General features: G+C 41.9%; 14 protein-coding genes. 4 read left to right on the forward strand and 10 right to left on the reverse strand.

Going from position 1 to position 14,377, the window contains the following annotated elements; translation table 11 throughout:
• Window positions 1-19 precede the first annotated feature (19 nt).
• Window positions 20-1,123, forward strand: coding sequence for a peptide chain release factor 2 (gene prfB, locus LEP1GSC192_RS03960; RefSeq protein WP_020768639.1), 1,104 nt, complete (start codon window positions 20-22; stop codon window positions 1,121-1,123).
• On the opposite strand, the gene LEP1GSC192_RS03965 is transcribed toward prfB, so the two are convergent.
• From LEP1GSC192_RS03965 to LEP1GSC192_RS03980, 4 genes are read right to left on the reverse strand one after another with little or no spacing between them, the layout of a single operon-like run.
• A complete protein-coding gene (locus LEP1GSC192_RS03965) occupies window positions 1,120-1,683 on the reverse strand; it encodes a TetR/AcrR family transcriptional regulator (protein ID WP_020768647.1) in 564 nt (187 codons plus the stop codon). The two genes, prfB and LEP1GSC192_RS03965, sit on opposite strands and share 4 nt — an antisense overlap.
• Entirely contained in the window at window positions 1,680-2,354 is a 675-nt protein-coding gene (locus LEP1GSC192_RS03970) for an ABC transporter ATP-binding protein (protein ID WP_020768549.1), read from the reverse strand. Before LEP1GSC192_RS03970 ends, LEP1GSC192_RS03965 begins: the two co-directional genes overlap by 4 nt.
• Window positions 2,354-3,601, reverse strand: coding sequence for an FtsX-like permease family protein (locus tag LEP1GSC192_RS03975; protein WP_020768610.1), 1,248 nt, complete (start codon window positions 3,599-3,601; stop codon window positions 2,354-2,356). Before LEP1GSC192_RS03975 ends, LEP1GSC192_RS03970 begins: the two co-directional genes overlap by 1 nt.
• Entirely contained in the window at window positions 3,602-4,420 is an 819-nt protein-coding gene (locus LEP1GSC192_RS03980; RefSeq protein WP_020768530.1) for an efflux RND transporter periplasmic adaptor subunit, read from the reverse strand. It lies immediately after the preceding gene.
• Window positions 4,421-4,676: 256 nt separating this feature from the next.
• Here LEP1GSC192_RS03980 and LEP1GSC192_RS03985 point away from each other — a divergent pair, with 256 nt between their 5' ends.
• On the forward strand, window positions 4,677-5,048 hold the full coding sequence (locus LEP1GSC192_RS03985) for a DoxX family protein (RefSeq protein ID WP_020768630.1): 372 nt from the start codon (window positions 4,677-4,679) through the stop codon (window positions 5,046-5,048).
• A gap of 400 nt (window positions 5,049-5,448) precedes the next feature.
• Here LEP1GSC192_RS03985 and LEP1GSC192_RS03990 read toward each other — a convergent pair whose 3' ends face one another.
• The 4 genes from LEP1GSC192_RS03990 to add form a co-directional block, all read right to left on the reverse strand.
• Window positions 5,449-6,807, reverse strand: a complete 1,359-nt coding sequence (locus LEP1GSC192_RS03990) for an adenylate/guanylate cyclase domain-containing protein (RefSeq protein ID WP_020768580.1) — start codon at window positions 6,805-6,807, stop codon at window positions 5,449-5,451.
• Between the two features lie 88 nt (window positions 6,808-6,895).
• Window positions 6,896-8,272 (reverse strand): membrane protein, encoded by a 1,377-nt coding sequence (locus tag LEP1GSC192_RS03995; protein WP_020768582.1) that lies wholly within the window; start codon window positions 8,270-8,272, stop codon window positions 6,896-6,898.
• 19 nt (window positions 8,273-8,291) lie between these two features.
• Complete coding sequence (locus LEP1GSC192_RS04000) at window positions 8,292-8,843, reverse strand: GyrI-like domain-containing protein (RefSeq protein WP_020768668.1); 552 nt, start codon at window positions 8,841-8,843, stop codon at window positions 8,292-8,294.
• Between the two features lie 105 nt (window positions 8,844-8,948).
• On the reverse strand, window positions 8,949-10,283 hold the full coding sequence (gene add / locus LEP1GSC192_RS04005; RefSeq protein WP_036088954.1) for an adenosine deaminase: 1,335 nt from the start codon (window positions 10,281-10,283) through the stop codon (window positions 8,949-8,951).
• A gap of 119 nt (window positions 10,284-10,402) precedes the next feature.
• On the opposite strand from add, the gene LEP1GSC192_RS04010 reads away from it, so the two are divergent.
• A complete protein-coding gene (locus tag LEP1GSC192_RS04010; protein ID WP_020768566.1) occupies window positions 10,403-11,599 on the forward strand; it encodes a DegT/DnrJ/EryC1/StrS aminotransferase family protein in 1,197 nt (398 codons plus the stop codon).
• A 153-nt stretch (window positions 11,600-11,752) separates the two neighbouring features.
• Here LEP1GSC192_RS04010 and LEP1GSC192_RS04015 read toward each other — a convergent pair whose 3' ends face one another.
• Complete coding sequence (locus LEP1GSC192_RS04015; RefSeq protein ID WP_157186886.1) at window positions 11,753-12,382, reverse strand: hypothetical protein; 630 nt, start codon at window positions 12,380-12,382, stop codon at window positions 11,753-11,755.
• A 481-nt stretch (window positions 12,383-12,863) separates the two neighbouring features.
• Window positions 12,864-13,463 carry a hypothetical protein gene (locus LEP1GSC192_RS04020; RefSeq protein WP_020768613.1) on the reverse strand — a complete coding sequence of 200 codons (600 nt, stop codon included), beginning with the start codon at window positions 13,461-13,463 and terminating at the stop codon, window positions 12,864-12,866.
• Window positions 13,464-13,557: 94 nt separating this feature from the next.
• On the opposite strand from LEP1GSC192_RS04020, the gene LEP1GSC192_RS04025 reads away from it, so the two are divergent.
• Window positions 13,558-14,373: a carbon-nitrogen hydrolase family protein gene (locus LEP1GSC192_RS04025; RefSeq protein ID WP_020768621.1), complete on the forward strand. Its 816-nt coding sequence runs from the start codon at window positions 13,558-13,560 to the stop codon at window positions 14,371-14,373.
• Window positions 14,374-14,377 lie beyond the last annotated feature (4 nt).

Genomic DNA, 14,377 nt, shown 5'->3' on the forward strand with positions numbered 1-14,377 from the left:
TATATTTTATTGGACCGAAATGGAAGTTAAGAACGCCAAGGAATTGAAGCGCCTCTCTAAAGAACTTCAAGAGAATTTTTTAAATCGCTGGAAACTCCTGAACCTGGACAAAGACCAGGACCAACTTAAATCTTTTAACGATCGTATCGCGGAGCCTAGTTTTTGGGACAATCCTGATCAGGCAAAATCGATCAGTCAAAGAAAAACGGAATTAGAAAGAAAATTAGATCCTTGGGTCAATATCCGCAGAGATATATTAGATTTTCCTGATTTAGTAGAACTCACATTCGATGAAAAGGGAGAGGAAGGGGTAGACGAACTCAGTTCCGAATACCAAAGGTTAAAGACTGAATTCGAACGGTTGGAACTTCTAGGTGCGCTAAACGAACCGGAAGATATGAAACCTGCATTCTTAAATATCCATCCCGGCGCCGGCGGAACGGAAAGCCAGGACTGGGCAGAGATGCTTTTCAGAATGTATCTGAAATACTTCGATAAAAAAGGATACCAATACAGCGTTGTGGACTTCCAAGAAGGAGACGGCGCTGGGATCAAGAACGCCACCATACACGTGATAGGCGATTTTGCTTACGGATTTATGAAATGTGAGAATGGAGTGCATCGTTTGGTGAGGATCTCTCCTTTTGATGCGAACAAACGTAGACATACTTCCTTCGTATCGGTTCACGTGAGTCCCGAATTGGACGATGATATAGATATCAAGATAGAAGACAAAGATATCCGAGTGGATGTGTATCGTTCTTCCGGAGCAGGCGGGCAACACGTTAACACTACAGATTCCGCGGTCCGTATCACACATATTCCAAGCGGTATAGTGGTCGCCTGCCAGAACGAAAGGTCCCAGATCAAAAACAGGGACACTGCTTTTAAAATGTTAAAAGCAAGACTTTACGAACTGGAACAAGAAAGGTTAAAAGACGATCTGGAAAAAAAGTCGGGAGAAAAAAAGGACATTGCTTGGGGAAGCCAGATCCGTTCTTATGTATTCCATCCTTATAATATGGTGAAAGACCATCGTACGGATCACGAAACTGGGAACGTACAAGCGGTTATGGACGGGGATATAGAACCGTTTATCATGGCTTATTTAAAAACTCTCTAATGTTTTTCTTGCACTCCTTCCAAGAAGATGGTAACGATCGCATCGAATGCCATCGTATTCGAATAAGGACTTTGGAATAAGTACGTCGGATTTAATATTCCATCGACGGCAGCTAACAGAATATCGATCGTCAGTTCCGGTGTGACATCTTTTCGGATCTGACCCGCGTTTTGTCCTTCCCGGAGAAGGTCTGATAAACTCAAAATCCTTTGTTTCCTAAACTCTCTCATAGTAACGAATAGGTCCGGACGCACCATCTCGATGTCCTTGGCAAATGTTTTGGACATTTTAGATCCAAGATCCGAAATGAAAAATAAGATCTCTTTTAGACGATCGATCGGGTCCTTAGTTTTGTCCTGCAAGACCTTATCAAACTTTGATTGGACCTTAGATCTCATCAGTTCAAAAACGGAATCGATGAGTTTGTCCTTGGTATCATAATATTTATATAATGTTCTTTTACTGATACCGATATGTTTTGCGATCTGGTCCGTATTCGTCTTTGCAAAACCGGAGGATAAAAAAAGAAGAAAGGTCCTTTCCAGAATTCTTTCTATCATTTCTCCCCCTTTCCGTTGGAGATCAGACCGTCCACAAGTTTGATCTGCCTTTTTGCAGATTTTGCAAAATCAACATCATGAGTGACCATAATCACCGTGGTTCCCTCCGTTTTGTTAATATCCTTAAAGATATCCATAACGATTTTCGCGTTCGCGGAATCCAAGGCCCCGGTAGGTTCGTCTGCAAAAAGATATCGAGGCTTCATTACCAAAGCTCTGGCAATTGAAACCCTTTGCATCTGCCCGCCGGAAAGTTTGGAAGGGATATGATCCAACTTGTCTCCCAGATCGAATCGTTTTAAAAGTCGGATCGCATCTTCTTTTTTTTCATTAAGTTTACCCGCTTTTAAAGCAGGCATCAAGACATTCTCCAAAGCGGTAAACTCGGGAAGAAGATAATGAAATTGGAATACGAATCCCATGTGAAGATTTCGAAAAGAATGTAGATCCGTTTGGGACAAGGAACTGATCTTCCTTCCATCTATACTGATAATACCTTGAGAAGGGTCGTCCAAACTGCTAATCAAATACAAAAGTGTACTTTTGCCAGAGCCGGATTTTCCTGTTAAAGAAACAAACTCACCTTCTTGGATCCCAAAGCTGATCCCTTTAATCACATCAATAGGAGGTTTTCCAAAACTCTTTTTAACGTTTTCTAATATGATCCCCATTATTCGCCCCGAATGATCTCTATAGGAGAAAGTTTACTCGCAGACCGAGCCGGAAAAATGCTCGCGATCAAAGTTGCAATGAAGGCGAGCAAGAAGGCTTGGAAATAAATAGAAGGCGCAAAGGATACCATCATCATACCGGATTTGGTTTGCATGAGAGGATTGGAAAAAGACACATGCTCCAACCTTCTGCAGATCAGATTTCCTAAAACCATTCCTAAAACTCCACCGGCCACTCCCAGGATCAAACCCTGGATCAGGAATATTTTTAAGATATCCCCGGCCTCGTACCCAATAGATCTAAGGATTGCAATCTCTCTTCTTTTTTGACCGATCACTATGTTCAGAATATTATAAATTCCGAATCCTGCCACAAGAAGAATGGTCCCAACCAAAGCATAGCGAATCGCATCCTGCATTTTAAAAAGGGAAATAAATGTGGCGTTTACATCTTCCCAGCTCTGCACTTTTACGTCTCCGGACTCTGCCCATGCTCTAGCCTTTGGAGTCGCCTTGGAAACTTCCTTAAGACGAACCGTTATATCGCTAATACGGTTGGGAGTTTGGTTTAAACTTTGGACATCTCCCAAATTTGCGAATGCGGTACTATCATCGACCGCCTTATTTCCCATTTGGAAAGAAGCGGCAATTTTAAAAGGGATTGGTTCCGATTTTCCAGTGCTGATATAAACAGTATCCGAGATTCTGGCTCCGAGTAACAATCTCAATCCTTCACCTATCACTAATTTGTTACCGCTTTCTTTAATCTCCAAAAAATCACCTTGGATAATATTCTCTTTGATCCTAGCGACTTTAGCCTGGGCTTCGGGTTTTACACCGATGATCCTTCCTGCTTCTGCAATCTTACCTCTTCTATATATTACTTTTATCTGAAGTTGAGGAGAACTCGCTTCCACATCCGGGTCGGAGGCGACTTTTTTCTGCCATCCAGCTTGGTTCTCGATCTGTTCCGTGTCCCTTCTCCCGGAAGGTGGAACGGACCAAAAAGGTATTTCCGTAGAACGGAAAAGTACCTGATCCAGATCCTTCTCTCCGATAATTTTTACCTGTGAAGAGATCCTAATATGAGCGTCGTTATTCACAAGTTGATCTATCAGATATTCTCTTAGGCCTAACATGATCCCTGAGATAACTATATAAGCGGTCGCTCCTAAGATTATCCCAAGTAAGGTAAGAATGGTTTGTTTTTTCCGAGCAGACATCTGCCTAAGAGCGATAAACAACATTCATTTATCCTCCTGGACAAGCACCTTATCTCCTAAACTTACATCTCCGGAAACAAGTTCAGCGTATTCCCCGTTCATGAGGCCCGTTACGACCTCTTCAACACGAACTTTACCGTTTTCTAATATTTTAATTTTACCGGATTTGATCCCTTTGATCGGAAGCAATATTACGTTTTGCTTACTCGAAGTTTCTATCGCAATATCCGCAGTCATACCGGGAAGGATCTCAGGCGGGATCCCGCTCGGAATGATATGCACTTGGAACTGTCCATCTGCAGGATAGACCGATTTTACTTCTCCCTCGAATTGTTTATCACCTAATGCTTCGAAACGGATACGGACGCGCTGACCTTTTTTGACCTTCACGGCCCCCTTCTCTTCCAAAGAGACGGCCAGATATCTTTTTTTTAGATCCATCACTGTGACGACCGGCGTTTGAGGGACCACGGTTTCCTTCGTCTCGTAAGCAACATTAGTCACCACTCCTGCAAAAGGTGATCTCATCGTCCCAAAACTGTCGAACTCGACAAGAGGAGTTCCTTCTTGGACCTGATCTCCTTCTTCCACAAAAATTTTTCGAATGGCAGAAGGTATCGCGATCCTAAGATGATACACCTCCGAAGAGCTGACGGTTGCAAGACCATATACGGATTCTATAATGGAGCCTTGGATGATCTCCGAAGTGTCCTTGTAGGAATTCCTAGTGCGCCAAATAAGAAGAATGAAAAGTAAGATTATAAGAAGAAAGCCCAAAACTAAAAGTTTAGGTCTTTCCTTGAACGGAAGGATCCAACGATCAAATGGAAGAGAAATTTTCATAACTTTGTCCTATTACCAGTAGGACGAAGCTTTTTCAAAAAAGTAAACTATTTTATTGCATTATAGTTTACACATTAATATGCCTTTATGGCATATAGCCAATATCATAAAATCTGACAAGATATAGAACCCATGATTAGACCGCAGTGTAGGAATTTCTACAATCGCATGACCAATCGACAATTCTACTTCGATTTATATTTACAGCTCGGATTAGATTAACAAATATATCGAATCTCGAAATCAGAGGATCTGTATGAACAAAACTGTTATCAAAGTTTTATATTGGGCGACCACAGGCCTGATAGCTCTTGGAAATCTTTTCGGCGCTTACGCATATACGAGCCAAAGTCCACAAGTTTTAGAAGGACTAGCTCTTCTCGGATATCCCGCATACGTAGCTTTAATTTTAGGGCCTGCGAAGGGTTTGAGTGCACTCGCTCTTCTTTATCCTAAATTTCCAAGACTAAAAGAATGGGCTTATGCAGGAATCACCTTCAATGTATTAGGCGCAGGTCTCTCTCATCTTTTCACAAAAGATCCGAACTTTGCGACTCCTTTCATTTTCTTGGCCTTGGTTGCCGTTTCTTATATCACTTGGAGAAAATTAGAAGCTGAGAAGGCTTAAGGGTTGCAGTATCACCGCTGCGATTAATAAAATAAAAATGTAAAGTCACGTGTAGGAATTCCTACATGCCTGAAAGATCGCCCCCACCCTGAATTTGGGATTGGGGGGAGAGGCTCGTGGGAGAACCTGCACTCGTATATCAGAAATTTCCAATTCCGGCAATCGAATTTTACGGCTCTTGTTGGAACTCCTACAACGGAATTTTACTTGTATATCGACAATCTTCTCTCTGCGACTCAGGATGACCTTCGATATCATCCTGGATAGCAGCTCCGGCTATCTCGGACTCGCTCATTGTCTATGGGTTCGTGCGCGAGGGATCGAGCCGGGGTTAAAAAATCGCGAAGGCGATTTTTTAACCGGAGGTGAGAGCCCGGTCCGAAGGACGCGCCAAAACATTTTAATAAGAAATGATCGGTTCTCTTCTTCCGAATTGTTTGCCGTATTCTTCCCAAAATTTTGCGTTTGGGTTTCGTGGGTTTTTGCGATCTCTGAATTCGGATTTTAATCCTAATAGAAAGTACATCGCAGTTTTTTCTTTGTTTTTCACAGGAAGTTTTCCGCGGGACTTGAATTGGAAATATTCGTCGGTCAAGTCCACGATGGATTGGGTAACGTTCACTTTGCCAGGTTCGCTATTGGATTCCATTCGGCTCGCAAGATTGACTGTGTCTCCCCATACGTCATAGGAAAATTTTCGTGCGCCGATGACTCCTGCAACCAGGGGGCCGGAGTGGACTCCTATCCTTGCCTTCCAATTGGGGCCTTTTTTTAACTTGGATAATTCTTCCAATCGTTCCAACATTTCTAATGCTGCAAGCAGGCTATCGACCGCGTGAGAAGATCTATAAGAAGGAACTCCCGCTACGCACATATATGCGTCTCCGATCGTTTTCAATTTTTCTAATCTATGCGTTTCGGTTACCGAGTCGAAATGTCTAAAACAAAAATCCAATTCTTTTACAAGATCATTGGGCGTAAGTTTTTCCGCAATAGAAGTGAATCCGTAAAAATCCGTGAATAAAACCGTAGCTTGAGTGATCAACCTGGGCTCCGAGCTTCCCGTTTTTTTAAGTTCTTCTGCGGTTTCTCTTGGAAGTATATTCAGTAAAAGTAATTCTGTTTTTGCTTTTTCTTCTTTCAAGGAACGATCCGCTTCCCAGGCTGCCTGCGCCAATTCTTTTCCGATGAAAGAAAACCATGCGACTACCAAGATCAAACTGGTAAAATAAAAGTAACTTCGGTATTTAGGATCCAAACTGAGTATAGGGTCGAAAAAATAAGGTATGATATGTACGGAAACGAATAGAAGTGCAAGAGCGATTTCCATCATGTAGATGTATTTCTTTTCTTCCGGAGGAAAGATATAAAACGGAAATGCAAAACTCGCGAGAATGTAAAGATCTAATCCCGCTTCTTGAGGTAAGATCCTTGAGATCATCAATAATTGCATTGTTCCCACGAATGCAAGTAATAATCTCGCAGCCTTATGGGAACGAACGAAATTTAGGAATAGAACGAATGCGTATCCGAATATATTTACCGTCCAAAGTAGATACAACCAGATTGGAAATATCAATCCGAAGCTAGTGAAAATAATGTAATACACTAATGTAAATAGCGCCGTGATCAATACCACTGCATTGGTAGCGACTATATATCTGGCTCCGGGAGCGTCTTCTACTCCGATCGATAATAGTTTTTTCCAGATCCTTTCCGGGATCCGACAATATTCGAACCAGGTCTTGAAAACATTCATAGGCGACTATTTCGCCGGAATTTTCGGATGTTGGAAATACTTATTTATACTCTCTCCCAAAAATCCAGAACTTCGAATACTCGACGATTTATGAAGGAGCTTCGACAGTATTTCGGATATGATCCAAAACCCTATAATGGATTTTATGCAATATCCAATGGATCCAAACATTCCAGTACGCAGTGGGTCCGAATTTATTCTGAAACCAAGTCCTTCCAATTAGAAGTGTCTCATTCTTTCCTAAAGAGACGAGTTGGAAGCTCCCCTTTTTAGAAGCGAAGTAACCGTCCAAATGTGTCGGTCTGATATTTTTATAAGGACTCAGCTCTTTCATCGCATCAGGCTGTCGAACCACATTAAATCCTAATGAAGTATTTTCATCCCACTCGGTGATCTCTTCTACGAATACTCCGTTATTAAATTCACAGTAACGAATGGCGCCGATTCCTTTTCCTTCCACTCTGGCACGAACCGGATAAGAGACTCCTGCGTTAAAGATTAGTTCTTTCGGCTCAGGTATATCAGAAAATTCGAATAAACCTTTCCATACTTTTTCTTTCGATGCGGAAATTTTCAGACTGGTTTCCACCATATACCAATCGGATTCCCGGTCCATATTTGCTTCCAGATAAGCGAGTGATGGTAAGATCAAAAAGAGAAAGGGTAAAAAGGAAGATACAAACTTAGACTTTGCTTGTAGGAGATACGCGATACCTCCGCCTAAAAATCCCAAAAAATAAGCCAATGGAGCAGCCATCATCAAACAGATAACACCTTCCATTGCGATTATAAAAGTCAAAAACCCGGCGAGAGAAATGGCGCTTGCCGAGATCAATAATGCCTGTTTAAAACCGACGAATTCAGTCCTCGAATATAAAGCTACGGAAGTAAACCCGATAATAAAGGGACCTCCTATAAACAAACTAGCTCCGTATGTTTTTAATATATCCGTTGAAAAAAGACTGAAAAGAAGAGTGATACTTGCAGTGATCAGGATCGACCAAATAGAAACGATTAATTTAGATTTCGGAATAAACCCGTCGGAAGATTCGTTGCCAATAATTTTGGACGGACCATACAGACCTTCCGGAAGTAAGCACAAAAGAAAGAACATGAGAAAGTTCAATGCAGGTACGAAAAATAAAAATACCCAAAAAGGACTCAAACCGATGCTTCTCAATCTTTTTAAACAGAGAACCGTTCCCAAGTATAAGAACGGGAGCGAAAATCCGATCAAGGTGATATAAAAAGTGAAATCCTCGGAAGAAGGATCCAAAGTGAACAAGGCTGTCGGATTTTTTATATAATCCAGGGCCCACCATTCTCTGTTAAATACGAAATAGGATAAGGACCTATCCACTCCGTATTTAACGAAGAACAGGATCACTCCGGATATAAAGAATCTCTTTCGATCTATCGGAACAGATACTTTAAGGATCTCTTTGATTTGAGAGTAGAATCCCATTATTTGAGTCTCTCCTGTATTATTCTAATGGGAATAAATACTTCGTTTTCTTTTCCACGAGCGGTTCATAAATCTCGATCGAACCTTTTTCATTCATATTACAACCTCTTTCAATACAGGCTTCCGTTAGTACGGGATATACTTTAAAAATCCCGAGAAAAATAGAAACGAAACTTTTCAGTGGAAAATCTACGGTTAAGTATTTTTTCTTTTCTATGATCCTGTATTTTAAAGGTAATGAAAATCCGGCTGGGACGTCTGCTATAGGTTCAGAGAACAATGCACCTACTTCACATCTTAATTTTTCTTCCGGAACTGTATTCGGATTATCTTTATAGATCCCAAAAAGTTTATAATTTTTGAATCCCTTCTCCGGAAATTCCTTCTGGATTACCTCGAAAGTTTCGCCTACGTTCCTATAATTCCCCATCCTTTCATGCGATAAAACATAGAATGGTCCTAAGGTCTCTTCTTTTACTTGAACGGTATCGAATGCACCCAAATAATAAAAATACCCGATCCCCGAAACGATTAAGGTAAGAATAACGCCTAAAAAAATTTTTGACTTCATCGTAAACTCCGGAAGGGAATTCTAAACGAAGAGTGATTACAATTGCAAGAAGGATTTTGACTGATTTATATCAGCCCCGCCAAACTTAACGATTTAACATTGGATCTATTGGATGCTGGGTTCTAAAAGACCGTATTTCTCTTTTACTTTTTTGATCTGTACTTCCATATCCTTCCAAAGTGTTTCTTTTTGAGGATGGAAGGTGGCATATACACCTTGTCGGATCAGATCCACGATCTCATCCAAGGAGAAATCCAAAAATCTCCAAAGTTTAAAATATTCGTATGTCAAGTTAACGTTAAATATCTCAGGGTCGTCGGTATTGATACAGAGCGGAAGACCTTGGTCATAATAATAACGAACAGGGTGATTCTGTTCCTTACGCACATATTTTCCGGTGAAAACGTTAGACGTAACACAGATCTCTATCGGGATCTTGTTTTCCCTCAAATAATTCACCAGCTCAGGATCTTGGATGGCGGAAGTTCCGTGACCGATTCGTTCCGCCTTACATAGTTCCACGGCCTCCCAGATCGCCCAAGGACCGTCGTCTTCTCCGGAGTGAGCGACCGTTCTGAGCCCGGCTTCTTTAGCTTTTTTGAATACTTCCGCGTAATCTCGAGCAGGTCCCATGAGTTCCGCTCCACCTAAACCGATACCGATTACTTCCTTGTGTTTGAGCTTCAGGACTCTGTTCAGGTTGTTCATCGCGTTTTCAGGACCGAAAGATCGGGAAACATCCACAAGAAGTCGGATCTCAATGCCGTCCTTCTCCTTCTCTTCCCTGATACCTTCCACGAGTTGGCTTACCATTTCGTCGAAATCCAAACCGTTTTGGATAAATTTAGAAGGAGCGAAGAATACTTCGGTGTATAAGATCCTGTTTGCTCTCATATATTCCGCGAGGCTTCCCACAAAATAATAAAGGTCGGCAGGTTCTTTCACCAAACTTTGGATAAAGAAAAATACTTGGATAAAACCGTTTAGATCCTTAAAATTAAACTTAGCTTCGAACTCTTCGTTACTGAGTTGAATTCCGTTTTTGGCCATGAGTTTTTTCATGGTGTCCTTATTGACGCAGGCTTCCAAATGAAGATGGATCTCCGTCTTAGGCAATTCTCTGATCAGGTTGATAACATCCTGGTCTTGTAATTTTTTGGAAGAAAGATCTGCAGGTTCCAAAAATGCGGAAGCTGTTCTCTGCCCGGAATCGTAAGCATCAGTATCTCCCAGAAGCCAGCGAGGCGGCTCTGAGACCTCCAGATCCAAAAGTCGGATCCTTTCGTTCAGAAGATTATTGATCTGTTTGTCGAAAGAAATTTGAAGGGAAGAAGAGTAAGGCCTGTCTGCGGGGAGTCTGCTTTTCAGACGGTTCAATTCGGAGACATCTCGGTCTAAGATCCGGATTCTTTCCAAAATTTCGGAGAAGGTCACGCCCACGGGAGCAGGGTAAGTAAAACCCCGTCGGATTTCAATTCGGAAAAAGATTCCGAAGGTTTTCCCCTTATCTTTTCTGAAAATCTTCCGATCCTTTAAGAAGCGCCGGAGGATTTTGTCTCATGATCACAGCCAGAAAAACGTTCTTACCTTTCGCACTCCCTTCGATTTCCGAAAAAGCGATCGAAGAAGTAGCGGCGGTTCTTCGCTCAGGCTGGATCACTTCAGGACCAAAAGTAAAAGAATTCGAAGAAGAATTTGCCAAGTACACCGGAGCGGAATTTGCCCTGGCAATGAATTCGGCAACGGCCGGACTTCATCTCGCTTTGGAGTCCATAGGACTTTGTTCCGAAGACGCGGTACTTGTTCCTGCAGTAACATTTACCGCAACCGCAGAGACAGTTTGTTATTTCGGCGCGGAGCCGATTCTCGCGGACGTAGATCCGATCTTCAACCTGATGACCGAGGCCACCTTAAAAGAAACCATCGAACGAGAATGTGTGTTTTCCAAAGGGAATCTGGTCCATAAAAAAACCGGAAAAACCGTCCGTGCAGTGATGCCTGTACATCTTGCGGGCGCAGTCTGCGATATGGATTCCATCAATTCACTCGCAAAAGAATATCATCTTTATGTAATTGAGGATTCCGCACACGCCTTCCCTGCCGTTCATAAGGGAGAAAGGATCGGGACTCATGGGGATTTTACCGTATTCAGTTTTTATGCCACCAAAGGGATCACTACGGGAGAGGGTGGAATGGTCACCACTCGTCATGCTCACTTTGCCGAAAGAATAAAACTGATGAGACTTCACGGTATCAACAGAGAAACGTACGGACGTCCAGGCTGGTACTATGAAGTAGTTTCTCCAGGATTTAAATATAATATGAGCGATATTGCTGCCGCCTTAGGGCTTGTGCAGCTTGCGGAAGCGGAGGATCTTTGGAGAAGAAGGATCCAAATAGCCGAGATATATCGCTCCGAATTTGCAGATCTTCCTTTTTTACATCTACCTCTACCTGCGATTGACGGTGAACATTCTTGGCATCTATTCAGAGTAGAAGTAGACACAGTCCCCGGAAAGATCAACCGAGACATTCTATGTTCTGAATTACAAAAACGAAATATAGGTTCCAGCCTTCATTTTATTCCTCTCTACGAACATCCATTCTACCAAAGATTCGGATTCGAAAGAAAAAATTATCCAAACTCTGATGCAATGTATAAAAGAACTCTCTCTCTTCCTCTATTCGCAGGAATGACAGATGGTGATATCGAGGATGTTGTCACTGCAGTGAAGGATATTTTTGATACTCTTTGAATATAAAGATCTGGGCGACTCTGCCTTCGGCAGACCGGGCTGCTCTGGGCTCGGGCATTCGCCCTCGTCCGGGCAATGCCCGGACTAAAGCCCTCCGCATCCCTGTCGCATTTTATATCCTCGCTAAGTTAAATAGCTTGGAGGAATTCCAAATTAGATGGATAGTTTACCCGATCTAATCACTCTTTCTAAATACGAGGATACCGAAATTTCTACGATGTCTTCAGGATCCCCAGTTGCGAAGTTCAGAGGAGTAAGAATGACGACTGGCAACCACATAAATGTTCTTTTTCGAGTATCATACACATAAGAGTCCGCTTTTTTATATATTTTCAATGCCTCATCATATTTATGCAATTCGCATTCAATACTTAATTCGCTAGAATAACCCACAGGGATAAGTGTTAAGAGTATCCAAGAGACGTAGGCCCAAACCATCGAACCCGGAGAAGGATTGCCTTCAATGATCTTTACCGACAAAAAGTAAGTAGGATTAATCTTTTCCAATCTCATTGCATTGATAGAGGGATAAACGTTAATTCCGGAAAATAGCTGACTTTTTTCGAGAGCATTACGAACTCCGCGTTTATGTTCCGGATTTTCATGAGAGCTTTGAGCCGCACCGGTCGCACCTATAATGCCAAGAGGACTTTGCACGGAGTAATAAAGTTCCGATGTTTTAGCTGGTTTTGCGAATACCCCAGCGTCAGGTTCCCCCGTATACCAACTCAAACAACCCGACAGAAGGGCTGTCAAAAGAAGGGCCATTATCGAACGGCTCAAAAACCCACCTATTTTCAACTTCGACTTCAATGTTAACCTCCGAAATAGAAACGTACAATAAACGAACTCGGTGGAAATAAAAAGGTCAAGGATAATTGGACATTCATTCCAATAAATTCTTTACATTTAGTAATAAGCAAATATTACAATGTGGATAGAAATTTTATCCTTATCCCTAGAAACAAAATTCGCTTAACAAACAATGAAATCAGATGGAAACAATTCGAAAAATATGTAAATATAAGTTTGTATCCACGGGCCCACAGACACAGATCAATCGGTCAAAAAAAAGAAGAGCGCCAAAACTTCAGACATAGGCTTCCTAACAGACCAATTTAAACTATGAAGACCGGCTTCAAATTCACAACTCCAAGAGGGTACATTAAAATTTGAAACGTTTCGCTCCGTTGGGAAAGCATGGATTCAGATCTAACCGTCCAAGGAATTTTAGAGGGAAGATTTCAACTTCCCCTAGAACCTTCTACTTAAAGAAAATATAAAATAAAAACACCTTCACAAAAAGGACCAAGAACCCGTCTTCTAGATCGGACGCTTCTTCCGCTTTTTCGAAAGAAGAAAGCGCAATGATCCATTCTTCCACTTCTTCGGCTATTTCCGAATCATCGAAAGCGGAAAGATCTATCTTTTTATAACCTGCTTTCGGTATCTCTACTCCGCAAACCAAACAAAGATCAGAAATAATATCCAAGGATTCCTCTCGGACCAGTTCGGAAAATTCTCCCATCTCCTTGGTCTCGATTAAAACCGATTGTCCGAGCTCCAACACATCTTCCATTACGGATTCGGAACCTTCTTCATCGGCTAAATCTCTCCAAGAACGTAATGCTTCCAGAAGAAGGTCCGCAAGTTCCAAAACTTTCTCGGATGCTTCCTTTTTGTCCTGTTCCGACAAATTCTCCGGAAGGCCCTGTAGCCAGGAAGTTTGGACTGCTTGGATGGCCCCTTCTCCGCTGCTTAAATATCGTAAGAGTAAATATACGAGGGCCCAAACATTTTCCTTATGCTTTTTTTCAGCGTAAAAGTTTTGGATGGATTTGAATTCTTTCAGGGCGAATGCCATACTTCTCCTAAATTTTTCCGGGAAGGAGCTTAGACAAGCAGAATGTAAAGAATATCATTTTGCATTTTGTCGAAGGGTCTGGAATACTGAGTCTATGCACCGTTTTCTTTTGGGACTAATCCAACTAAACAGCGGATCCGACGTGGATTTGAATCTGCAAAAATGCGAGAACTATATTCGGGAGGCCGCTTCCGAAGGTGCAAAGCTCGTAGGTCTTCCTGAAAATTTTCCTTTTTTAGGATCCGAAAAGGAAAAATTAGAAAGAGCAGGTGAGATCGCTTCTAAAACCGTAAATCTTCTCTCTAATATATCAAAAAAACTGAATATAACAGTACTTGCAGGCGGATTTCCAAGCCCGGCTTCGAACGGAAAAGTTTTTAATACTTCTATTATTTTCGGACCCGATGGAAAAGAAAAATTCGAATATCATAAGATCCATCTATTCGATACGGATCCTGGCGACGGGATAGAATACAGAGAGTCCAGAACTGTGAAATCCGGTCAGATCGTCCCGGAAACGTATAAAAGTCCGGAGCTTGGGAATATTTCCTCGGTAATCTGTTACGATCTTCGTTTTCCTGAATTGTTCAGAGAAATTATGAAGAAGGATGCGGAAATGATCTTTGTTCCTTCCGCATTCACTAAGATCACGGGGCAAGCTCATTGGGAAATTTTATTGAGAGCAAGAGCGATCGAAAACCAATGTTTTATATTCGCACCTGCACAAACCGGAACTCATTTAAAAGGAAGGGAGACTTACGGACATTCTTTAGTCGTAGATCCTTGGGGAAACGTACTTGGGGATGCGGGCGAAGGAGAAAAATTACTCTTAACCGAAATAGATCTCGAAGAAGTGCAGAAGGTCCGCAAAAAAATACCCGCTCTAAAACATAGAAAAATACATTCTTAAATTC

The organism is Leptospira sp. B5-022 (genome assembly GCF_000347035.1).
Lineage (GTDB): Bacteria > Spirochaetota > Leptospiria > Leptospirales > Leptospiraceae > Leptospira_B > Leptospira_B cinconiae.